General features: G+C 68.9%; 19 protein-coding genes. 6 read left to right on the top strand and 13 right to left on the bottom strand.

Annotation, left to right across the window (positions count from 1 at the left end):
- Window position 1 precedes the first annotated feature (1 nt).
- Window positions 2-1138: a helix-turn-helix domain-containing protein gene (locus AB0C30_RS28800; RefSeq protein ID WP_357950228.1), complete on the bottom strand. Its 1137-nt coding sequence runs from the start codon at window positions 1136-1138 to the stop codon at window positions 2-4.
- An 88-nt stretch (window positions 1139-1226) separates the two neighbouring features.
- Here AB0C30_RS28800 and AB0C30_RS28795 point away from each other — a divergent pair, with 88 nt between their 5' ends.
- Together AB0C30_RS28795 and AB0C30_RS28790 are read left to right on the top strand one after the other, a co-directional pair.
- Window positions 1227-2165 (top strand): adenosine deaminase, encoded by a 939-nt coding sequence (locus AB0C30_RS28795; protein WP_357950226.1) that lies wholly within the window; start codon window positions 1227-1229, stop codon window positions 2163-2165.
- Window positions 2166-2296: 131 nt separating this feature from the next.
- Window positions 2297-2881 (top strand): class I SAM-dependent methyltransferase, encoded by a 585-nt coding sequence (locus AB0C30_RS28790; RefSeq protein WP_357950223.1) that lies wholly within the window; start codon window positions 2297-2299, stop codon window positions 2879-2881.
- 53 nt (window positions 2882-2934) lie between these two features.
- Here AB0C30_RS28790 and AB0C30_RS28785 read toward each other — a convergent pair whose 3' ends face one another.
- A complete protein-coding gene (locus AB0C30_RS28785) occupies window positions 2935-3492 on the bottom strand; it encodes a peroxiredoxin-like family protein (RefSeq protein WP_357950220.1) in 558 nt (185 codons plus the stop codon).
- Window positions 3493-3560: 68 nt separating this feature from the next.
- Here AB0C30_RS28785 and AB0C30_RS28780 point away from each other — a divergent pair, with 68 nt between their 5' ends.
- Window positions 3561-4184 carry a TetR/AcrR family transcriptional regulator C-terminal domain-containing protein gene (locus AB0C30_RS28780; protein WP_357950218.1) on the top strand — a complete coding sequence of 208 codons (624 nt, stop codon included), beginning with the start codon at window positions 3561-3563 and terminating at the stop codon, window positions 4182-4184.
- On the opposite strand, the gene AB0C30_RS28775 is transcribed toward AB0C30_RS28780, so the two are convergent.
- Window positions 4181-5356 (bottom strand): low temperature requirement protein A, encoded by a 1176-nt coding sequence (locus AB0C30_RS28775; RefSeq protein WP_357950215.1) that lies wholly within the window; start codon window positions 5354-5356, stop codon window positions 4181-4183. The genes AB0C30_RS28780 and AB0C30_RS28775 overlap by 4 nt on opposite strands.
- A 107-nt stretch (window positions 5357-5463) precedes the next feature.
- Window positions 5464-5676, bottom strand: coding sequence for a hypothetical protein (locus AB0C30_RS28770; protein ID WP_357643600.1), 213 nt, complete (start codon window positions 5674-5676; stop codon window positions 5464-5466).
- A gap of 434 nt (window positions 5677-6110) precedes the next feature.
- Here AB0C30_RS28770 and AB0C30_RS28765 point away from each other — a divergent pair, with 434 nt between their 5' ends.
- Both AB0C30_RS28765 and AB0C30_RS28760 read left to right on the top strand, forming a co-directional pair.
- Window positions 6111-7238, top strand: a complete 1128-nt coding sequence (locus tag AB0C30_RS28765; RefSeq protein WP_357950212.1) for an XRE family transcriptional regulator — start codon at window positions 6111-6113, stop codon at window positions 7236-7238.
- Window positions 7239-7258: 20 nt separating this feature from the next.
- Window positions 7259-7663, top strand: a complete 405-nt coding sequence (locus AB0C30_RS28760) for a hypothetical protein (RefSeq protein WP_357950210.1) — start codon at window positions 7259-7261, stop codon at window positions 7661-7663.
- A 730-nt stretch (window positions 7664-8393) separates the two neighbouring features.
- On the opposite strand, the gene AB0C30_RS28755 is transcribed toward AB0C30_RS28760, so the two are convergent.
- From AB0C30_RS28755 to AB0C30_RS28730, 6 genes are all read right to left on the bottom strand, one after another.
- Window positions 8394-8630, bottom strand: coding sequence for a hypothetical protein (locus AB0C30_RS28755; RefSeq protein WP_357950208.1), 237 nt, complete (start codon window positions 8628-8630; stop codon window positions 8394-8396).
- 318 nt (window positions 8631-8948) lie between these two features.
- Window positions 8949-9932, bottom strand: coding sequence for a ketol-acid reductoisomerase (ilvC, locus tag AB0C30_RS28750; RefSeq protein WP_357950756.1), 984 nt, complete (start codon window positions 9930-9932; stop codon window positions 8949-8951).
- A 22-nt stretch (window positions 9933-9954) separates the two neighbouring features.
- A complete protein-coding gene (gene ilvN, locus AB0C30_RS28745) occupies window positions 9955-10479 on the bottom strand; it encodes an acetolactate synthase small subunit (protein WP_225292071.1) in 525 nt (174 codons plus the stop codon).
- Complete coding sequence (locus AB0C30_RS28740; protein WP_357950204.1) at window positions 10476-12212, bottom strand: acetolactate synthase large subunit; 1737 nt, start codon at window positions 12210-12212, stop codon at window positions 10476-10478. The genes ilvN and AB0C30_RS28740 overlap by 4 nt, the downstream gene beginning before the upstream one ends.
- 202 nt (window positions 12213-12414) lie before the next feature.
- Window positions 12415-15048, bottom strand: coding sequence for an EAL domain-containing protein (locus AB0C30_RS28735; RefSeq protein WP_357950201.1), 2634 nt, complete (start codon window positions 15046-15048; stop codon window positions 12415-12417).
- Between the two features lie 237 nt (window positions 15049-15285).
- Window positions 15286-16194 (bottom strand): 2-hydroxyacid dehydrogenase, encoded by a 909-nt coding sequence (locus tag AB0C30_RS28730; RefSeq protein WP_357950199.1) that lies wholly within the window; start codon window positions 16192-16194, stop codon window positions 15286-15288.
- Window positions 16195-16223: 29 nt separating this feature from the next.
- Between AB0C30_RS28730 and AB0C30_RS28725 the strand changes: the two genes are divergently transcribed.
- Window positions 16224-17297 carry a PQQ-dependent sugar dehydrogenase gene (locus tag AB0C30_RS28725; protein WP_357950197.1) on the top strand — a complete coding sequence of 358 codons (1074 nt, stop codon included), beginning with the start codon at window positions 16224-16226 and terminating at the stop codon, window positions 17295-17297.
- Window positions 17298-17360: 63 nt separating this feature from the next.
- Here the strand turns inward: AB0C30_RS28725 and AB0C30_RS28720 are convergent, their stop codons facing one another.
- From AB0C30_RS28720 to AB0C30_RS28710, 3 genes are all read right to left on the bottom strand, one after another.
- Window positions 17361-19127 (bottom strand): VanW family protein, encoded by a 1767-nt coding sequence (locus tag AB0C30_RS28720; protein WP_357950195.1) that lies wholly within the window; start codon window positions 19125-19127, stop codon window positions 17361-17363.
- A 345-nt stretch (window positions 19128-19472) separates the two neighbouring features.
- Window positions 19473-20135: a response regulator gene (locus AB0C30_RS28715; RefSeq protein WP_357950193.1), complete on the bottom strand. Its 663-nt coding sequence runs from the start codon at window positions 20133-20135 to the stop codon at window positions 19473-19475.
- A complete protein-coding gene (locus tag AB0C30_RS28710; RefSeq protein WP_357950190.1) occupies window positions 20132-21706 on the bottom strand; it encodes a sensor histidine kinase in 1575 nt (524 codons plus the stop codon). The genes AB0C30_RS28715 and AB0C30_RS28710 overlap by 4 nt, the downstream gene beginning before the upstream one ends.
- Window positions 21707-21823: the final 117 nt, after the last annotated feature.

The following is a 21823-nucleotide window of genomic DNA, read 5'->3' as shown; positions in this document are numbered from 1 at the left end:
TCTATCCATCGGACGACTGCCCTGATCTGAGGGCCAGGTAGAGGTCCGTACGGTCGCGCATCGACGACATCCGCCGCCCGGTCAGCTCCTCGATCCGCTGCATGCGGTAGCGCAACGTGTTGACGTGCACATACAGCTCGTCGGCCGTCCGCTGCCAGGAGCCGCACGTCTCCAGGAAGACGTCGAGCGTGCGCAGCAGCTCGGAGCCGTGCCGCGCGTCGTACTCGATGATCGGCCCGAGCAGGTGCTCCCGGAACGAGCGCCGCACGCTCACGGGCAGCTGGGCCAGCAGGAGTTCGTGGCTGTCCACGTCGGCGACCGACATGACCGACACCGGCCCCTCGCCGTAGCGGGCCGACTCCATGCCCCGCCGCGCGGACTCCAGCGCCTCGCCGAGCTGCGACACGCTGGCGGTCGCGTCGCTGATCCCGGCCGCCACCCGCATCCCCGGCCGGTTGGTCACCAGCGCGCGCAACTCGTCGGTCAGCGCCTGGCGCGACACCTTGCCGTTGACCAGCACGATCCCCTCGTCGGACCGCCCGCCGACGACCAGCTGCCGCCCTCTCCTGGCCAGCGCGTACATGATCGCGGGCACGTCGTCGTCGTCCGACCCGCCGGTCCTGGCCACCACCATGGCCGTGGTCGGCTGCCCTGGATCGGCGCCGAGCAGCCGCAGGTGGGCCGACACCTCACCGGGCGCGATCCGCTGCGTGCCCAGCAGGTCGAGCAGCGTCTGCGCACGGGCCCGCTCGTCCCTGCGCCGCTCGGCCGCGAACGCCTCCTCGATCACCACCTCGGTGATCGCGCCGAACGACTGGTCGGGCGCGGCCAGGAGCAGCGGCAACCGGCGGCGTTCGCACGCCTTGACCAGCGCTTCCGGCAGCTCCCCCAGCACGACCAGCCCGACGATCAACCCGGCGGCGTCGCTCGTCCACAGCGCGTCGGCGAACGTCTCGCAGTCGGACGGCTGGGTGTACCAGACCCCGCTGGTCAGGACGAGGTCGCCGGGGCGCAGGTAGCGTCGCGGGTCGGGCAGATCCGTCGGATAGGCTCGCCCCACCTCCCTGCCGAGCCCGTCATGTCCGGTCACCGGCACGAGACTCAGGTCTTCGCGCGCCACCAGATCCGCCAGCCTCATGAATGTGATGTTATGCCAGGTCATCGGGCGAGAGTTCGGAGGTTCGCACGATACCGTGGCCGGCGTCTTGTCAGGTTTACTCGATCACATGCGTCCCAAAGCCGAACTCCATCTGCACATCGAAGGCACCCTCGAACCCGAGCTCGTCGTCGAGCTGGCCAGGCGCAACGGGATCGAGCTGCCGACCTTCGACGCGGAGGCCATCAGGGCGCGCTATGACTTCGCCGATCTCCAGTCGTTCCTGGACATCTACTACGAGAACATGGCGGTCCTCCGCACCGACCGGGACTTCTACGACCTCGCCACCGCCTACCTGGGGCGGGCCCGGGCGCAGGGCGTACGGCATGCCGAGATCTTCTTCGACCCGCAGGCGCATCTGAGCAGGGGCGTGTCGCTGGAGGCGGTGTTCGGCGGGCTGTCGGCCGCCCTCAAGGACAGCGACGTCTCGGCGGCCCTGATCATGTGCTTCCTGCGTGACCGGGGGGCTGAGGAGGCCGAGCAGGTGCTGCGGGCCGCGTTGCCGTACCGGGACCACTTCATCGGCGTCGGGCTGGACTCGGCGGAGGTCGGTCATCCGCCGGCGCTGTTCCGCCGGGTGTTCGACATGGCGGCCGCGGAGGGCCTGCGCCGGGTCGCGCACGCCGGCGAGGAGGGCGGCCCGGACTACGTGTGGGAGGCCCTGGACGTGCTCAAGGTGGAGCGGGTGGACCACGGCATCCGCGCCATGGAGGACCCCTCGCTGGTCGCCCGCCTGCGGGAGGAGCGGATCCCGCTGACGGTGTGCCCGCTGTCGAACGTCCGGCTGCGCACGGTGCCGTCGCTGCGGGACCACATCCTGCCCGCGATGCTGGACGAGGGCCTGATGGTGACCGTCAACTCCGATGATCCGGCGTACTTCGGCGGGTATGTCGAAGACAACTACCGGGCGCTGCGCGACGAGCTGGGTATGACGGAGACGCAGCTGGATGAGATCGCCCGCAACTCCTTCGCGGCGTCGTTCGTCGAGGTCCCGTCAGCCGGTCAATAAGGCGAACTGCGCATCCGCAAGGGCCTCGCCTCGCTGGACGAGCTGATGTGATCGGGGACCCGAAACCGCGGGGCGGATGACGGCGCCGGATGGGCTGACTCTAGGTTCGGAAGGAGAAGGAAGGACATCCGGTGAACACATCCTTGGCCGACTACCTCGACAGCCTCTACCAACTGGGCCGCGACCACGACGCGCCCCTGGCCGACCGGCTGCTGCGGCTGCGCAACATGACCCCGGGCGCGGCGGGTCTCGTCGCGCTGCTGATCCGCGTCCAGGGGAGCCGGCGGGTGCTGGAGATCGGTACGTCCAACGGCTATTCGGCCATCTGGTTCGGCGACGCCGTACGGGACACCGGCGGGCATCTGGAGACGGTGGAGATCGACGCCGCACGGGTCGCCCAGGCGCGGGCCAACATCGCGGCAGCCGGGGTGTCCGACCACGTGACCGTGATCCACGCGGATGGCGGGGAGGTGCTGGCGGCCAGCCCGGACGGGTCGGTCGACCTGGTGGTGCTCGACGCGGAACGGCCCGCGTACGTGGGTTACTGGCCGCAGTTGCAGCGGGTGCTCACCCCTCGGGGTGTCGTCGCGGTGGACAACGCGCTCAGCCATCAGGAGCAGGTGGCGGCCTTTCGTGACCTGGTGACGGCGGACGGGCGGTTCGCCGTACAGCTGCACGAGGTCGGCGACGGGGTGCTCACGGTGGTGCGGCTGTAGCAGGCCGTGGCGCCTTGACCAAGCTACTGCTGGACGGGGACGCCTTGACCAGGCTATTTCTGGACGGGTTTCGGCGCGTGGGACGCCAGGTCGATGATCTCGTCGACCGACCACTGGTCGTAGGCGTGCTCGCCGTACTTGGCGGCGAGCACCCGGCCATCCCGCCCGATCAGGAAATCGGCGGGCAGGCCCAGCCGACCGCCGTGCGGCTTGGCCGCCGGGCCGCGTTCGCGACCCCGCAGGACCCGCCACGTGGTCACGGCGACCACGCGGAGGATCGTTCCCCACACGCGCGGGTCGAGCAGCGAACGGGCCGCCGACCCCACGCCGAACTCGACGTACAGCAGCTTGTCCGGGTCGGCGATCACCGGGAACGGCAGATCGGGCGTGTGCTCGGCCAGCTCTTCTGCCGGTGAGTGGAAGACCACGACCTCGCGGACGCCCGCCGCCTCGATCTCGTCGTGCCTGCGCACGATGGACCGCAGGTGCAGGTTGCAGACCGGGCACCCGGCGAACCGCCGGAACTGCAGGTGGACCGGCCGCTCCGGGTCAGGGATGGCGACCGCCTCACCGGACACCGCGCTCAGCTCTCTTGCATCGACGACACGCATGTGAACCCCCTATAGGCGTACGGCATACGCTTACGATGATAGGCGTATGCCGTACGCTGTCAACTGTCATGCCGCGACCCCGTTCACTCACTCCCGACCAGCTGGCCACGGCCGCCCTCGCCGTCATCGACCGGGACGGACTCGCCGGGCTGTCGATGCGCGCGGTCGCGCAGGAGATCGGCATGAGCACCATGGGCCTCTACCGCTACGTCGACGACCGCGGCGAGCTCGAACAACTCGTCATCGACCGAGTCCTCGACACCGTCGACACCATGCCGCCCGACAAGGACCGGACCTGGCACGAGCGAATCGAGATCATGGTCGAGCGGCTGCGCGACGTCGTGGGCTCCCACCCGTGGCTCGTGCCGCTGATCATCGCCCATCGGCACCGGTCGGTGGCCATACTGCGCTGGTCAGAGCCCTTGGCCGCCATCCTCGCCGAGGCCGGGCTGGACGGACGCGAGCGGGTGATCGCGCTGCGCTCCCTGCTCGCGTACGTGGTGGGGGCGATCCAGCTCGAACAGCTCGGACCGCTGGCCGGAGCGGGCACCCAGGTCATCGCGGACCGGGCCGAGCTCCCCTACCTGTCCGAGACCGCCCGGCACGCCCACGACGTCACCACGGACGAGGAGTTCCGGGGCGGACTTGCCCTCCTGCTGCGCGGCATGGGCGGGGGCACGCACATGCGCTAGGGGAGCGGCCTGCGCCCCTCGCGCGCGAGTGTCGTCACGAGCAGGAGTACGAGCACCGCGGCGATGACGGTGAGTCCCGCGGCCACCCCCACGCTGGGCGCCGCGAACACGGCGAGCACCACGAGCACCGCCGCCACGCCGATCGCCTCCGGCCGCACGACGGTCCTGCTCACCAAGGGGGCATGCAGCGCCCACAGCAGGACGAGCATGACGACGACCGGAATCGCCACCGAGGCCACCACGGCCCGCGCATCCGCCGCGATGTGGTGCTCCCCCTCCCCTGCCGACGCCACCGCGACCTCGAGCCCGGCGCCGAGCGCGGCCAGCGCCGCGAAGATCAAATAATGCCCGTATCCCCAGACGAAGGACTGTTCCCGTCGCTCCTCAAGTCCGTGGCCGGCGGGCTCGGAGAAGTAGATCCACCACAGCGCGAAAAGGATGACCAGGCCGGTCATCGCGATGACGACGAGATCGACGCTCAGCCCGTGGGCGACCGCGCCCTGCACCGCGTTCGTCGCCGCGAGCACGCTCTCGCCGAGCAGGATGATGGTGAACAGCCCGTAGCGTTCGGCGATGTGGTGCGGGTGCCAGCTCGTCGAGCCCGTACGCTCCGCGATCGGCGGCACCGCGAGGTCGAGGAGCGCGCACACGATGAACAGCCAGACCGGCCCGCCGCCCGGCAGCGCGAGCTTGGACACCCAGAGCACCTGAACGAACGAGATGCCGATCGCGTAGCGCAGCGCCGTCGCCCGTCCCTCGGGGTGGGCGACCGCCGCGCGCAGCCACAGGCTCACAAGCCCGACGCGCATGACGAGGTAGCCGATCGTCACGACGGTGAAGTCACCCTCGAACGCCGCGGGCACCCCGGCCGCGAGCACCAGCACGCCGGCCATCTGCAGGAGCGTCATGACGCGGTACGGGACGTCGTCGGTGTCGTACGCGGAGGCGAACCAGGTGAAGTTCATCCACGCCCACCAGATGGCGAAGAAGACCATCAGGAAGGGCCCGACCGCTTCGAGGCCGTGCCCCTGCTCGGTGGCGTGGGCGAGCCGGCCCACGATCTGGGACGCGGCGGCGACGAAGGTGAGATCGAAGAGCAGCTCGAGCGGGCTCGAGACACGATGCGGCTCTGTCAGATCGCGAGCAGACATGCGGGTCCGGAGCGGCGACATGTGCCTACCCTATTGACCTGCGCTCACCTTGCCGACACAACCCTGCTTGCTCGATCCTGGCGGCACACGACTGCCGGTCCCCGGCGAGCAGGGGACCGGCAGCGGGGCTACTTGAGCCAGAGGACCCAGGCTCCGGGTATTTCGGTGCACTTGTACGCGTTGAAGTTCTCACGCACATACTGCTGGCCCGCGTCGACACACTTCTTCTTGGTGGGGAACTGTCCGTAGGACACCCAGTCGGCCGCTTGGGCGGGCAGGCCGAGTCCCAGGACCGCCAGGACGGCGATTCCCGCGCCCGCTACCGCTGTCCGTACACGCATTCTTGACTCCCTTTCACCGCTGGGGCAATGCACAGAGATCATCGCAGCGGCGAACGAGCCGGGTGAGCGGCAAGACATATCAAGTGATCTAGTCAATATCAGCAGCTATCGCCCTTGCGGCCGACCTCTCCCGCATGACACAAAGGAGGGTCCGGCGTGCTACGCCGAACAGATCGTCCGTCCGTGGGCAAAGCGCCGGTGACCGACCTACACACTCGTCCGCCTCACTGTGCGTGAAGGCCAAGCCCGCACTCTCCTGCTTGGCGTTGACCGCCGCCATCGAACTCCTCGCCCTTCGTATGCGCCGCCCAGTACTGGTCAAGCAACCGCGAGACACTCCTTACAGAAGCCTCAATCACGGTCCTAGCGCCTCTGATGGCCATGTGTATCCTGAGGAGGTGCGTAAATCGCACCGCACCTAGGGAGTACGCGTCATGGAACGTGCGCGATTGGGCAGCTGGGCCGAAGTGGGAAGCAGAGTGGCCACGGCCCGCGAACGTGGCGGCTTCACGCAACGTGAGCTCGGTGATCGCCTGGGACTCCACCGCTCCGCGATCACTCGCATCGAGCTTGGCCAGCGCCATCTTGACGCCCTGGAGCTGGCGCAACTCGCCGACGCCCTTGGGCGATCCGTGGAGTGGTTCCTCACCGAGCCCCCAGCCGTGATCGCGAGCCATCGTGACGACCTGTCGGCGGACCGCAACGTACAGCGACTGGAAGACGAGCTGGAACGTACCTGTCGCGATGTCGAACTGCTGAACGACGTTAATGTCCTGTCCGTTCCGTCCGCAGCGCTTCATCCAGGCGTCACCTCCCGTGACGAGGCAGAGGCCAGGGCGTTGGAGGCACGCTCCCTGTTGGGACGTGGGGACGGCCCCCTCCTCGACCTTCAGGCGGCGGTGGAACCCCTCGGGCTTCTCGCGTTCTCTCTGGACCTCGGGCCGAGCGTAATAGACGGCGGCTACGTCCGACTCGGCGATATCGGCGTGGCCCTGGTCAACGGCACAGCCGACCCTGGTCGGCGGCGGTTCAACCTGGCCCATGAGCTGGGCCACCATCTGCTGGCCGACGAATACACCGCCGATTTCGGCCTCGGGACGACCCGTGCGGACCGTGAGGCATTGATCAATGTGTTCGCCATCCATTTCCTGATGCCTCGCTCCTCCTTCCACACCCGCTGGACGGAGTTGTCGGGGCAATGGCCCGATCCTCGACATCGATTGGTCGTGCTGGCCGCAGAATTTCGGGTGAGCTGGTCAGCGACCATCTCACATGCGCTGACCTTGGAACTGATCTCTCGTAGCGACTTCGAGCTTCTCAAGGTCAGACGCCCAACGTCTGGCGACTACCTGGAAGTAGGCGCCCGCTTCGACGAAGAACTCCAGCCGGTCGCATTGGCTCCGGCCTATTCTCAGGCCGCCGTTCGCGCATACCGTAGAGGCGTCATCACCGCGGACCGGACGATCGAATTGCTCCGGCGAACTGTTGCCGCCGAGGATCTGCCTCGCCCGCACGAGATGCCCATCGAAGCCTTGGCCTCAGAGTTCGAAGACATCATCTGATGGCACCAAAGGGCATACTCGTGTTCGACGCGAGCCCGCTCAACCACTTCGCCCGGGCCGGCGAGCTCACCGCACTGCGACACCTCGTCGCCGATTTTGAATGCGTGACCACCAAAGCCGTACTAGGAGAACTCCGCAAAGGAACGGACGAGTATCCGGAAATACTAAAGGTCATGGACCTTGACTGGATCGCGACCGTGTCATGCGATGACCTCGATGAACTGTATTTGTTCGGGCAGTATATGAACCGGCTCGGCAACATCCAGCGCAACGCAGGAGAAGCGTCCGTCCTCGCCTGGGCCGAGGCTCACTCGGCCACCGCATATGTCGATGACCAAGTCGCCTGCAACGTGGGACGCTCTCGCGGCGTGCGCGTGCACGCACGCTGCAACTCATCATCAATGGATACCGCGCCAGCGCTCTGAGCGAATCCAGCGCCCAGGATTTGATCAGATGCCTGGCGGACACCGACGCCCGCTTCCCGAGCGCGGCACGTGCGGATCTGTTCGGGTGGGCCAGGTCGCAGAACCTACCGCTTTCACGCCACAACTCTCCCTGAAGCATGGAAGAGACATCACCATTAGGTAGTGACGTTTTCTCGGGCTGGACCACCACGCCGACCGGTCGGGCGCGCGCATCCATTCCTGTCGTTGCTGCGGTTTCGTCATTCCGATCATTGGCCGTGTTCCTCCTAGGCCAGCCGGGTCGGGCTGCTTCGTCTTCCCTGGAGGCAGCAACCGCCATTCCCCACTGCCGAAACGGAAATCAGCAGGACCATGCTGGGACCACCCTCAATCGGCCGCAGGCCAGCCCGTTTTCTGGGGGTGGCTACCGCAGGCGGTCGATCAGCGGATCAAGTACGCGGCGGCGCTCAGGAAGGCGAAGCGAATACCGATGAGCACCACGCAGACGACATGGTGTGGGGAGATTGGAGAGCCGACCAGGCTACCCACAGCCGAGTTGGTGCTCGGCGGACATGTCGATGTGACGATCAGCGGACCTAACTCGGTACGTGTCGCCTGACACGCGTTAAGGGCCTCATGGGCTCAGCCCAGAATGAGGGCCCAAACAGCCGCACCTCGCCGCAGCGTGAGGATGCGGCTCTCGCCCTTGCGGACGACCTCTCCCGGATGGCGCAAAGGAAGGTCCGGCGCCTTACTTCAGGACCCAGAGCGCCCAGAAAGGGCTGTCCCATTGGCAGTCCCAGTACTCGCCGTCCCCGGAGTACTTGCGGCCCGCCGCCTCGCACGCCTTGAGGGTCTTGTGGACGCTCTTGATGTGGCCGGCCTTGGTCGTCGCCACATCCGCGCTCGCGGACACGCTGGTGCCGAGTGTCGCCGCCATCGCCAGGGCGGCTGCCGGGACCATCACTCTCATGATCTTGTTCCGCATGGAGAACCTGCCTTCGCTCGGATTACCCGAAAAGCGTCGCAGCGAAGGCTTCCGTAATTCTTCTCTGTCGCTTCCGGCCGAATCCCTCATGAGGATGGCACAACGATCCCTGGCGACAGCGCGAGGGCGCAGCCCTCGCCTCGGGCAAAGCGCCCGAGCGCAGCGAGGACCACGCCCTTGTGGGGGTGTGGGGGGCGCCGAGCCCCCCCACAAAACACAGCCCGAGCCATTGGGCGAAGCCCCCGAAACGAGGACCTCGCCTGTAGCCCCAAAGAAAGAACAGCCCGAGCGTAGCGAGGCCCTTTGGTGGCCCTTTGGTTATGCCTTGAGCCAGCTCATCATCGGGCGCAGCTTGGCGCCGGTCTTCTCGATCGGGTTCTCGGCCAGCTCCTCGCGGTGACGCGTGAACTCCTTCTGGCCGCCGTCGAACTCCTCCACCAGCTGCCGGGCGAAGGTGCCGTCCTGGATCTCGCCCAGGATGCGGCGCATCTCGGCGCGGGTCTCGTCGGTGATGACGCGCGGGCCACGGGTGTAGCCGCCGTACTCCGCCGTGTCGGAGACGGACCAGTACATCTTGGAGATGCCGCCCTCGTACATGAGGTCGACGATCAGCTTCATCTCGTGCAGGCACTCGAAGTAGGCGACCTCGGGCTGGTAGCCGGCCTCGATCAGCGTCTCGAACCCGGCCTTGATCAGCTCCGACACGCCGCCGCACAGCACGGCCTGCTCACCGAACAGGTCGGTCTCGGTCTCCTCGGTGAAGGTGGTGCGCAGCGCGCCGGCCCGGGTGCCGCCGATGCCCTTCGCGTACGACAGAGCCAGGTCCAGCGCCTTGCCCGAGGCGTCCTTCTCCACCGCCACGAGAACCGGCACGCCGCGCCCGGCCTCGAACTGACGGCGCACCAGGTGACCGGGACCCTTGGGGGCGACCATGCACACGTCGACGCCCTCGGGGGCCTCGATGAGGCCGTAGCGGATGTTCAGGCCGTGGCCGAAGAACAGCGCGTCACCCTCGACGAGGTTCGGCGCGACGTGCTCGGCGTACAGGTGGCGCTGGATGTGGTCCGGCGCCAGGATCATCGTGAGGTTGGCCTCCTCGACCGCCTCCGAAGGCGTCAGGACACGCAGACCGTCGTTCTCGGCCTTCTCCCGGCTCTTGGAGCCCTCCGGCAGGCCGACGCGCACGTCGACACCCGAGTCACGCAGGGAGAGCGCGTGGGCGTGGCCCTGGCTGCCGTACCCCAGCACGGCCACGTGACGCCCCTGGATGATCGAGAGGTCGGCCTGGTCGTCGTAGTAAATCTCGGTCACTTGCATAAACCTTTCAGGCGGTACGGTCCAGTGCCCTGAGGGACCGGTCGGTGATGGAACGGGCGCCGCGGCCGATGGCCACCATGCCCGATTGGACGAGCTCCTTGATCCCGAACGGTTCGAGCACCTTGACGAAGGCCTCGAGCTTGTCCGGAGTGCCGGTGACCTCGATGGTCACGGCGTCGGCCGCCACGTCGATGCAGCGGGCGCGGAAGAGCTGGACGAGCTCCAGCACGTGCGAGCGGCTGTCGGCGTCGGCCTTGACCTTGACCAGCATGAGCTCGCGCTGCACGGACTGGGTCGGGTCGAGCTCGACGATCTTGAGGACGTTCACCAGCTTGTTGAGCTGCTTGGTGACCTGCTCCAGCGGCAGCTCCTCGACGCTCACGACGATGGTCATGCGTGAGATGTCGTCGTGCTCGGTCTGCCCGACGGCCAGCGAGTCGATGTTGAAGCCGCGCCTGCTGAACAGCGCGGACACGCGCGCGAGGACGCCCGGCTTGTTCTCGACAAGCACAGAAAGCGTATGCCTGCTCATTCTTCGCTCTCCCACTTCGGCGCCATGTCACGGGCGATCTTGATGCTGTCGTTGCTCGTGCCCGCCGCGACCATCGGCCAGACCATCGCGTCCTGGTGGACCACGAAGTCGACCACGACGGGCACGTCGTTGATCTCCATGGCCTTCTTGATGGTCTCGTCGACGTCCTCCGGCCGCTCGCAGCGCAGACCGACACAACCATAGGCTTCCGCCAGCTTGACGAAGTCAGGGATGCGGCGCGTCGTCTGGAGGTTGGTGTTGGAGTAGCGCTCGTCGTAGAAGAGCGTCTGCCATTGGCGGACCATGCCGAGGTTACCGTTGTTGATGACCGCGACCTTGATGGGCACCCCCTCCAAGGCGCAGGTGGCGAGCTCCTGGTTGGTCATCTGGAAGCAGCCGTCGCCGTCGATGGCCCACACCGTGCTGCCCGGCTGCCCCATCTTGGCGCCCATCGCGGCCGGCACGGCGAATCCCATCGTGCCGAGGCCGCCGGAGTTGATGAACGTGCCGGGGTTCTCGTAGTCGATGAACTGCGAGGCCCACATCTGGTGCTGCCCCACGCCCGCCACGTAGTAGGTGTCGGGCCCGGCGATGGCGCTGAGCCGCTCCATGACGTATTGGGGGGCCAGCGACCCGTCCTCGAACTCCTCGTAGCCGAGCGGGTAGGTCTCCTTCATGCTGTTGAGCAGCTTCCACCAGGCGGCGTAGTCGCCTTGCTGGCCACTGGCCTCGACGGCGGCGATCAGGTCGGTGATGACCTCCTTGCAGTCGCCCACGATCGGCACGTCCGCGTGGCGGTTCTTGGAGATCTCCGCCGGGTCGATGTCGGCGTGGACGACCTTCGCGTGCGGCGCGAACGTCGAGAGCTGGCCCGTCACCCGGTCGTCGAAGCGCACACCCAGGCCGATGAGCAGGTCGGACTTCTGCAGCGCGCCGACGGCCGTGACGCTGCCGTGCATGCCCGGCATCCCCATGTGCTGGGGATGGCTGTCGGGGAACGTTCCGCGCGCCATCAGCGTGGTGACGACCGGGATGTTGGCGAGCTCGGCCAGCCTGAGGAGTTCGGGCGAGGCGCCCGCCTTGTGCACGCCGCCGCCCACGTAGAGCACCGGGCGCCTGGCCTCGGCGATCAGCTTCGCGGCCTCGCGGATCTGCTTGGAGTGCGGCCTGGTCACCGGCCGGTATCCGGGCAGCTGCATGGTCGGCGGCCAGCTGAAGGTGGTGTCGGCCTGCAGCGCGTCCTTGGAGATGTCGACCAGCACCGGACCGGGACGGCCCGTGGAGGCGATGTGGAAGGCCTCCATGATCGTGCGGGGGATGTCCAGCGCATCGGTGACCAGGAAGTTGTGCTTGGTGATCGGCATGGTGATGCCGGAGATGTCGGCTTCCTGGAAGGCGTCCGTGCCGATCGCCGCGCTGGCCACCTGGCCGGTGATCGCCACGATCGGCACCGAGTCCATGTAGGCGTCGGCGATGGGCGTGACCAGGTTCGTCGCACCCGGTCCGCTGGTCGCCATGCAGACCCCGACCCTGCCCGTGGCCTGCGCGTATCCCTCGGCCGCGTGGCCCGCGCCCTGCTCGTGCCGTACGAGCACGTGCCGGACCTTGGTCGAGTCGTACAGGGGATCGTAGGCGGGCAGGATGGCGCCGCCGGGGATCCCGAACACAGTGTCGACTCCCACGTGCTCCAGCGCCCTGACCAGGGCCTGTGCACCTGTCATCCGTTCGGTCATCGGCTCGTTCCTTGCGTGGCTACACCTTAAGGACATAAAAAATGCCCCATCCACCCGAGGGTGGGAGTGGGGCGGCGCGCAGGCTGTAGTGCTTCGCTATCGGCCTGCGCGCCGGCGAAGTACTACGAGGATCTCACTGCGAAGCATGGCCACACCTTAGCCCCTGTGCGGGCCCTGATGTCAACTTCTTGGGACAGATGTCTCAAACCGTGAGACTGGTCCTCATCAGCGAGTCCACTCCGCGAGCCGCCATCGGGCGTGCCACCAGGAAACCCTGGCCCCTGGTGCAGCCCATTTCCCGCAGGAGTTCGAGCTGCTCGGGGCGTTCGATGCCCTCGGCCACCACGATGAGGCCCAGGTCATGGCCGAGCCGGACGATCGTGCGGGTGAGCAGGGTCAGGGTCTCGTCGCGGCCCAGCCCGGACACGAACGACGGGTCGATCTTGATCATGTCGACCGGGAGCTGCCTGAGGAACGCCAGCGAGGCGTAGCCGGTGCCGAAGTCGTCGATGGCCAGACGTACGCCCAGAGCGCGCAGCTCGGACAGCCGCTTGACCGTCTCCTCGGCGTCCTCGACGAGCATCTCCTCGATCACCTCAAGGGTGAGGGCGGAGGCGGGCAGCCCGCTCTCGGCGAGCGCCTCCTCGACCGTCTCGACGAAGCGCGGCGCGGTGATCTGGCGGGCCGACAGGTTGAGCGACAGCCCGATGTCCCAGGAGGAGGCCCGCCAGGCGGCCACCTCGCGGCACGCCTCGTGCAGGATCCACTCGCCCAGCGGCACGATCAGGCCGGTGTCCTCGGCCGGGCCGAGGAACTGGTCCGGCGGGACGAACTCCGAGCCGCGCCACCACCGCACCAGCGCCTCCACCGCGGTCACCCGGGAGGTGGCCAGGTCGACGACCGGCTGGTATTCGATGGCGAACTGGTGCTCGATCAGCGCCCGCTGCAGGTCGGCCGCCAACTCCAGCCTGCGCACCACGTCGGCGTGCATCTGCGCGGCGAACACCTCCACCCGGCGCCCGCCCAGCTCCTTGGCCCTGGCCATGGCCACGTCGGCGTTGCGGATGAGATCCCCGGAGGGCATGTCCTCCTCGGCGAAGGCCACCCCCACGCTCGCGGTCAGCGCCACGTCGCGGTCGGCCACCCGGAACGGCTCCTGCGAGACCGCCCTGACCAACCGCTCGGCCAGATCGACCGCCAGTTGCGCCTCACCGCCGGTCTCCAGCAGCACCGCGAACTCGTCGCCGCCCCATCGGGCGAGCGTGTCGTCGGGGCGTACGGCCCCGCGCAGCCGGCGCGCGGCCTGCCCGAGCAGGTAGTCGCCGCTGGCATGGCCGACGGAGTCGTTGACCGAGGTGAACCCGTCGAGGTCGAGGAAGATCACCGCCACGTGACCGGACATCCGGCCGGACAGCACCTCGCGCGTGCGCTCCTCGAAGTAGGAGCGGTTGGGCAGCCCGGTGACGCCGTCGTGGAAGGTCAGGTGGGCGACCTGGTTGCGCAGGGCCTCCTCGTCGCTCACGTCCCGGGTGGTCACCAGCAGCTGGTCCTCACCGCCCACGTGGCGGGTGGCGACGGACTCGGTGGGCCGCCAGGTGCCGTCGGCCGCGCGTACGCGGCAGGCGATCAGGCAGGCGCCGGACGTGGCGCCCTCGTCGTCGAGGCCCATCGCGTTCAGCGCGGCCTGGATGCCGGGGACGTCTTCTGGGTGGATGTAGTCGAAGATCGACCCGCCGACGAGGTCTTCGGGGCGGTAGCCGTAGGTCACCTGCATCCCGGCGCCGATCTCGTACATGAGGCCGTCGTAGTCGCAGATGAACACCACGTCGCCGGTGCTCTCGGCCAGCTCCCTGAGCTGCCGGTCGCCGAGCGAGACCTTCCTGCGCAGCCGGATGTTGGCGGCGGCGAGCACGAACAGTCGTACGACCAGGAGCAGGACCACCGAGGCGATGAGCACGACGACGCCGGTGACCGGTGTCTGCGGCTGGCCGCCCACCAGGTGCACGAGCAGCGTGCAGGTCGCGACCGCGACCAGCGCCATCGGCACCGTCGCGATCAGGTTGCCGATGCCGCTGCCGCTCGCGCGGGCCTGCGGCTCGGCGGGGCGCGGCCCCCAGGGCATGGCGGCCAGGAGCAGGAACGCCACGGGCGCGATCATGATGCTCCACGTCGGCGGCACTCCGCCGGTGAGGCGCGCGGTCGCGGCAGCCACCCCGGCGATCGAGGTGGTGGCGAGCACGCCGGTGCCCGCGAGCCCGAGGGGCCAGGCCGCGGTCCTGCTGGTGATCACGGAGGGGATCACGGCGCAGGTCACCAGCAGCGCGATCATCGGGGGCAGCATGGCGAAGGTGAACATCGCCGGGTCTGCGGCCTCGGCGTAGACCTGCCGCAGCGCCACCACCCAGGCGATCACGAAGAGTGAGGCGGCGCACAGGTAGGCGCCGGTGACGTGGCGCAGCACCACGGTGGCGGGCAGCCTGCGCCGGGCCGCGATGAGGACGCCGCCCGCGGTGAGCACCACGCCGAGCAGCACGAGCAGGTCCGCGAAACTCACCGCGACGCTGGAGGTGTCGGCGATCGGACGCACCCCGACTCCGGCGGCCCAGACGATGGCGCCGCTGCCCATCCAGCGAGCGCCCAGCGCGGTCGAGCGGTGCTCGTCCAGTTTGACCGAGGCGACGAGCAGGGAGACCGCGGCGAGCAGCGCCGCGAGGAGTCCGGAGATCGCGCCGGTGAGCAGAGCCGGGCCGCCCGCAAGGAGCGCAGCCGCGAACCCCGCCGCACCGAACGCCGCTGCGGCGGTCAGCGGTGCCCGTGGATCACGCCAGCGGATCACAGTCGTTAGCCCATCCCGTCTCGAACACTGTCCAGTGATCGCCGAAGTCCGGTCGATCACATCGCCAGTGTGTGCGTTTGCGGGTGTGCGGGTGGTGACAACGGCGATGTCGTCACCGATCTGATAACCACACAGACCAATTGCCCCGAAGATTCACTTGACAGCGAGTCAGGAATCCTCGGTTAGAGGCAACCGTACGCACCGAAGGTCACGGGCCAGCCACGTTCCGGAATCCTCTCAATACGTGTCGGTGATGATGTTGTTCAGCTGCTCACCGGACAGGTAGCGGAGGAGCTGCGAGCGCATCAGGCGCAGCATGCGCCGCCCGGACGCGGGGGTACTGCCCGCGATGTGCGGGGTGATCAGCAAGCCGGGCGCGCTCCACAGGGGATGGCCCGCCGGCAGGGGTTCGGGGGCGGTCACGTCCAGGGCCGCGCGCAGCCGGCCGGTCTTCAGCTCCGCGACGAGGGCGTCGGTGTCGACGACGCCGCCGCGCGCCGCGTTGACCAGCACCGCGCCGTCCTTCATCCGGGCCAGGAACCCGGCGTCGACCATCCCGGCGGTCTCCGACGTGGCGGGCACGAGCAGCACCACGACATCGGCGGCCGGGAGCAGCGCGGGCAACTCGTCGAGGGGGTGCACGCCGTCACGCGCGCTCCTGGCCACCCGGACGACCTCGACCTCGAAGCCGCCGAGCCGCCGCTCCAGCGCCGCCCCGATGGAGCCGTAGCCCACGATCAGCACGGTGGAGTCGGCCAGTACGTCCGTGTGGTGGTAGGTCCACTCCCCCTGACGCTGCGCGTCGACGAACCCCGGGAACTCCCGCAGCACCGCGATCATCGCGCCGACCGCCCACTCGGCGGTCCCGGCGTCGTGCACGCCGCGCGCGTTGCACAGCACCGCGCCGTCCGGCATGTGGGGCCGGTACGGTTCCACCCCCGCGCTCACGGTCTGTACGAGACGCAGCGAGGTCATCGCGGCCAGCAGGCCCGGCACGTCCGGAACAGTGATCAGCGGCGGGATCCACACCTCCACCTGGCCTACGCCATCGGGAACTGGCCCCGTACCGTCATAAATATCGCATTCCACCCCGGGCAGATCGGTCAAAACCCCGGCAACGGCATCAGACGGGACCCAGATCTTCATGCCGAGAACCTTACGGCTAGGGAGGAAGTATGAACCACATGAGAAAGCTCATGACCCTGATGCCGCTCGCCCTGCTGACCGCTGTGCTGACCGCCTGCTCCAGTGCCGGAGGGGCGGTGCCGGACGCGGCCGTCGCCGCCGCGCCGCCGCCCGGTGCGCCGAAGACGGTGGCGCGTGATCTGGCGGTGCCGTGGGGGATCGCCTTCGTCCCCGGCGGCGACGCGCTGGTGACCGAGCGCGACACGGCCAGGCTGCTGCGCGTGACGCCGGCGGGCAAGGTCACCGAGGTGGGCCGCATCGACGGGGTCACCCCGGACGGCGAGGGCGGGCTGATGGGCGTGGCGGTCAAGGGCGATCAGGTCTTCGTCTACTTCACCGCCGCCGACGACAACCGGATCGTCCGCTACCGCTTCACCGGCGACACCGTGTCCGACCCGAAGGTGATCCTGCGCGGCATCCCCAAGGGCGCCATCCACAACGGCGGCCGGCTGGCGTTCGGGCCCGACGGCTTCCTGTACGCCACCACGGGCGAGACGGGCGACCGGCAGCTCGCCCAGCGGCGCGACTCCCTCGGCGGCAAGATCCTGCGCATGACGGTGGACGGCGCCCCCGCGCCCGGCAACCCGTTCGGCACGCTCGTCTACAGCCTCGGCCACCGCAACGTCCAGGGTCTGGCCTGGGACCCGGCGGGCCGGTTGTACGCCTCGGAGTTCGGCCAGAACGCCTTCGACGAGGTCAACCTCATCAAGCCGGGCGCCAACTACGGCTGGCCCGAGGTGGAGGGCAAGGGCGACGACCCGAGGTTCGTCAACCCGATCATCACCTGGCCCACGTCGGAGGCCTCACCGTCGGGCGCGGCCTACGCGGCGGGCTCCCTCTGGGTGGCCGCGCTGCGCGGGGAGCGCCTGTGGCAGATCCCCCTCGGTCAGGACGGCTCGCCCGGCACGCCGGTCGCCCACTTCACCGACACGTACGGCCGGCTCCGCGGCCTGGCCACGGCCCCCGACGGCACGCTGTGGCTGTCCACCAGCAACAAGGACGGCCGCGGCGACCCCAGGGACGGCGACGACCGCATCCTGTCCGTGAACCCAAGCCGCTCCTAGCCGCCAACCCGCAGCAACGACGGACCGCCTTCGTCCGCTCCCCCGAAGGGGGTATCCACCGCGCTAGTTACCAGCGACGCACGTGGTCTGCGCCTGCGGCCGGTACTTCGTGGTCAGCTTCTTGTCCCGCTTGACTTCCTTGCCGTCCTTGATGAACACGCGGGTCACGTCGATCGTGAAGCCCTGCTCCCCGACCGTGGCCATGCATCCCGGGGCGGAGCTGGTCTCGCGACGGAACGGGGTGAAGTCCCGCTTCTCCGACTCGACAGCGTCGATCTTGTCGTACCGCTTGGTGCTCCACAGCTGCACGGAGACCGAGGTCCCGGTCGACGCCGTCTTGATCAGCACGCCGAAGTCGGAGTCGTTGCGCCACTTGAGGTCCAGGTCCGGGTACAGCAGGGCGGCGTCACGACCGGCCGGGTAGCGGGCGGCGTGGTAGTCCATCGGCGTGTGGGAGACGTCGTCGAACCCGCCGAAGAAGGCCGCGTTGTACATCGTGGTGGCGAACTGCGAGACACCGCCGCCCACGATGGACACCATCCGGCCGCCGACGATCTGCCCCGCCTGGACGTAGCCGCCCTCGACGGTGCGCTCGCCCACGGCCTCGTTGAGCGAGAACGTCTCCCCCGGCTTCACCAGGTAGCCGTCGACCTGGGCCGCCATCCGCTGGATGTTCGTCACGCGGGGCAGGCAGCAGTCGAAGGTCGTGGTGAACTCGGCGATGTTCGTCTTGATGCCGAGCCCTGTCACCTCTTCGGTGGTCACCTTCGGCGGGACCACCGACAGGGTCACGGGGATGGTCCGCGCGCCGTTGCCGCTGACCACCTTGGCCACGTCGCGGGCCAGCTGCTTGGCGTCGATACCCCTGCCGCGGCGGGCGGGGACCAGCACCGGCTTGCCGTTGACGATCTGGTAGGTGGCGTCCTGCGGCGCCTGCGCCGCGTCGACGAGCTTGCTCTCCACCGAGGAGAGCGCCGCGGCCGCGTTGAACTGCGGGGTCAGCCCGCCCTCGTCGTCGGAGACGAAGGTCAGGTTGGCGGCGATCACGGCCGGGAGCAGCTGGGCCTGCTTGGCGCCGAGCTTCAGCGTGAGGGGCGCGGCGACGGCCCGCTTGGCGGCGGCCTCGGCCTGCTTGAGGGCGGTCGGCGTGGTGACGGGCTTGGCGGGCCTGAGCGTGAGGACGGCGGAGTCGCGGCCGCGCAGGAAGGCGTCGGTGATCACGCGGACGGCGTCCGTCCGGTCGATCACCACGCCGTCGCGCGGCTCCGACGAGACCGGCTGCCCGTTCTTGAAGGCCACCCGGCCGTCACGCGGCTTCTTGTCATAGGTCTCCGCCAGGCCCTCGACGGTCCTGGCCAGCTGAGAGGAGTCGATGGTCATCTTCGGCTGGAGCTCGGTGGTGCCGGTGAGCCCCTTCCACACCTCGACCGGGCCGGGGAAGCCGCTGGGCGCCTGCCCGATCGTGCTCACCACGTCAAGCTCAAGGCCGGCCTCGTCGGCCTGGATGGTCTCCTTGCGCCCGGCGATGTCGACGACGACGGGCTTGTTCATCTTGGCCGCGAGCTCGGTGCGGAGCTTGTCCGCCGCCTGCGTCACGGTGAGCCCGCCGATGTCCACCCCGGCCACGCGCGTGCCCCGCAGTACGGACCCCGACATGAGCACGGCCGGTACGAGGTACGCCAGCACGGCCAGGATCACCACGAGCAGCACCAACGCGGGCAGGAGGCGACGGCGGCGGGGCGGCTCCGGGTCGATGAAGGCGGGCAGCCGCTCGGAGCCGGAAGCGCCGAACACGGGGGCGGGCGGTTCCTGCCGGCGCCCCTCGTTCACCGGCCACGGCTGGGGCGGAGGCGCCACCGGCGGCAGAGCGCCGCTGCCGTTCTGACCGTTCTGCCCGTTGGACCCGTTCGCAACGCTCGGAGTCGCCGGCCGGGGTTCCGGCTGACCGGGCGGCCCGAAGATGTCACGGGAAACTCCCGGGGGCAAGCCCTCGACCCGTGGCTTCTTGCTACCGCCTGACATGGGCAGAGGCACTGAAGCGAAAGGGTCGGTCGGCGATTCGATCGGTCCGGCGTTACGCACGCCTCAATCTCCTCCCGCTCCGCAGCCACATCCTCAGGCAACAGTAAGGCACGCGCATTGGGATATGTCACGAGAAATGACTACGGAAGTGTGTCAACCTAGCCACCGGTAGCGATGTTCGGGGCGTCCGGCCGTACCGTACCGGGGCCTGAGTTCGGCATGCCCGGCGACGCAGAGGTATTCGAGGTAACGGCGGGCACTGACGCGGGACAGCCCCGCGAGCGAGGCGGCCTCGGCCGCCGACAGGTCGCGGCCACAAGTCCGGAGGGTGTCGGCGACCAGCGCGCACGTCGCCGACGACAGGCCCTTGGGCAGCGGCGCCGCGACGGGCTGCGTGCCGAAGAGCCGGTCGACGTCGTCCTGGTGGGCCTCCGCGCCGATGGCGGTGAGCTGCTTGCGGGTGTCGACGTACTGCTGGAGCCGTTCGGTCAGCGCGGCGGCGGTGAACGGCTTGATCAAATAGTTGACCGCGCCGCCGCGCATCGCCTCCCTGACCGTGGATACGTCACGGGCGGCGCTGATCATGAGGACGTCCACGTCCTGCAGCGCCTTGAGCACCTCAAGTCCCGACATGTCGGGTAGGTAGATGTCGAGCAGGACGAGGTCCGGCCGGAGCTCGGCGGCCATGGCGAGCGCGGCGGCCCCGGTGTGCGCGGCGGCCACCACCCGGAAGCCGGGCACCCGCGCCACGTAGCCGCTGTGGATGCGCGCCACCATGAAGTCGTCGTCCACGACCAGCACCCGGATCTCGCTCATCGCGCCCGCTCGCGAACCGGGGCCGGCAGCAGGGCCGTGAACACCGCGCCGTCCGCGTTGCCCACCTTCACCCAGCCGCCCCTGCGCAGGCACGCCTGCCGGGTCAGCGCCAGGCCGAGCCCGCGTGGCCCCGAATGGGCGGCCTTGGTGGTGAACCCCTCCCTGAACACCTCTTCGACCAGGTCCGGAGCGATACCGGGACCGGAGTCCCCGACCCGGACGTGCAGCCCGTCGGCGTCGGTCAGCACCGACACCTCGATCGTGCCCGTGGCCCCGTCGAGCGCGTCGATCGCGTTGGCCACCAGGTTGCCGACCACCAGGACCGCGTCCTGCGGATCGCCCAGCGCGCCCTGCTCCACGGCGGAGTCCTCGGACAGGACCAGCAGGACGCCGCGCTCGGCCGCCTCCGCCGACTTGGCCAGCAGCAGCGCGGCCAGCGTCGGGCACTGGACGCGCTCGCGCAGGTCGGTGATGTACGTGCCGCGGGTGGTGCTGGTGATGAAACCGATCGCGGCCTCGTGCTCGCCCAGTTCGAGCAGGCCGACGACGGTGTGCATACGGTTGGCGAACTCGTGCGCCTGCGCCCTGAGCGCCCCCGTGGCACTGCTGGTGTCGTCCAGCTCGCGAGCCAGCCGGACCAGCTCGGTGCGATCCCTGAGGGTGACCACCCAGCCGCGGTGCTGGCCACGTACGGAGATCGGTGTGCGGTTGAGTACCAGCACCCGCTCGCCGTGCAGCACGATCCGGTCCTCCCCCGGGTCGGCGCCACCGAGCACGTCGCGCATCCGCTCGGAGACCGGCATCTGGGTGAGGTCCTCGCCCACCTCGCCGAGCAGTTCGCGGGCGGAGTCGTTGACGAGCGTCACCCGGCCCGCGAGGTCGAGCGCCAGCACGCCCTCCTTGACGCCGTGCAACACGCCCTCGCGCTGCTCCAGCAGCGCGGCGATCTCGCGCGGCTCCAGGCCGAACGTCTGCCGGCGCACCCGCGCGGTGATCAGCGCCGCGGCGGCCAGACCGGACAGCAGTACGGCCAGCGCGGTCCACACCAGCGGCGGCAGCGCGCCCGCCAGCTGGCCGGTGACCGTGGTCTGGAGCACGCCGACGGAGACCAGGCCGATGACGTCGCCGTACTCGTCGAAGATCGGGGCCTTGCCCCTGACCGTGGTGCCGATCGTGCCGGTTTCGGTGCCGACCCAGCTCTTGCCGGTGTTCAGCACCGTGGTGCCGTCGGTGGACAGCCGCTTGCCGATCAGCGCGGCGTTGGGGTGGGCGTACCGCGTCTGCTCGCGGTTGGCGATGACCACATAATCGGCGCCGGTCGACTGCTGGACGCTCAGCGCGAGCGGCTGCAGCACATTTTGCGGATCCTTGACGTTGAACGCGGCCCGGACCTGAGGCAGGCCCGCCACGGATTGGGCGATCGCCAGCGCTCGCTGCTGGTGCAGCGAGTCCAGTTGCGCGCGCGTGTGCTCGGCCCACACGCCTCCGGTGCCTCCGACGGCTAGCAGCACGATGACCATCTGGAGCACGAACAGCTGGGTTCCGAGGGAGGCGTCACGTACCCGTCTCACCGCACCATGGAAACATGCCGAGGTCACAGGGGGGTTGCGAGGGGGGTTGCGACCAATACGACCTATATGACGGCTATCGTGAAAAGGGTCGACTCCATCGGCAACGGACTTCACCAT

It is taken from the genome of Nonomuraea sp. NPDC048901 (assembly GCF_040649695.1).
In the GTDB taxonomy this organism is placed as follows: domain Bacteria; phylum Actinomycetota; class Actinomycetes; order Streptosporangiales; family Streptosporangiaceae; genus Nonomuraea.
The sequence above is the reverse complement of the archived record's forward strand: the minus strand, read 5'-3'. Positions and strand labels throughout refer to the sequence as shown.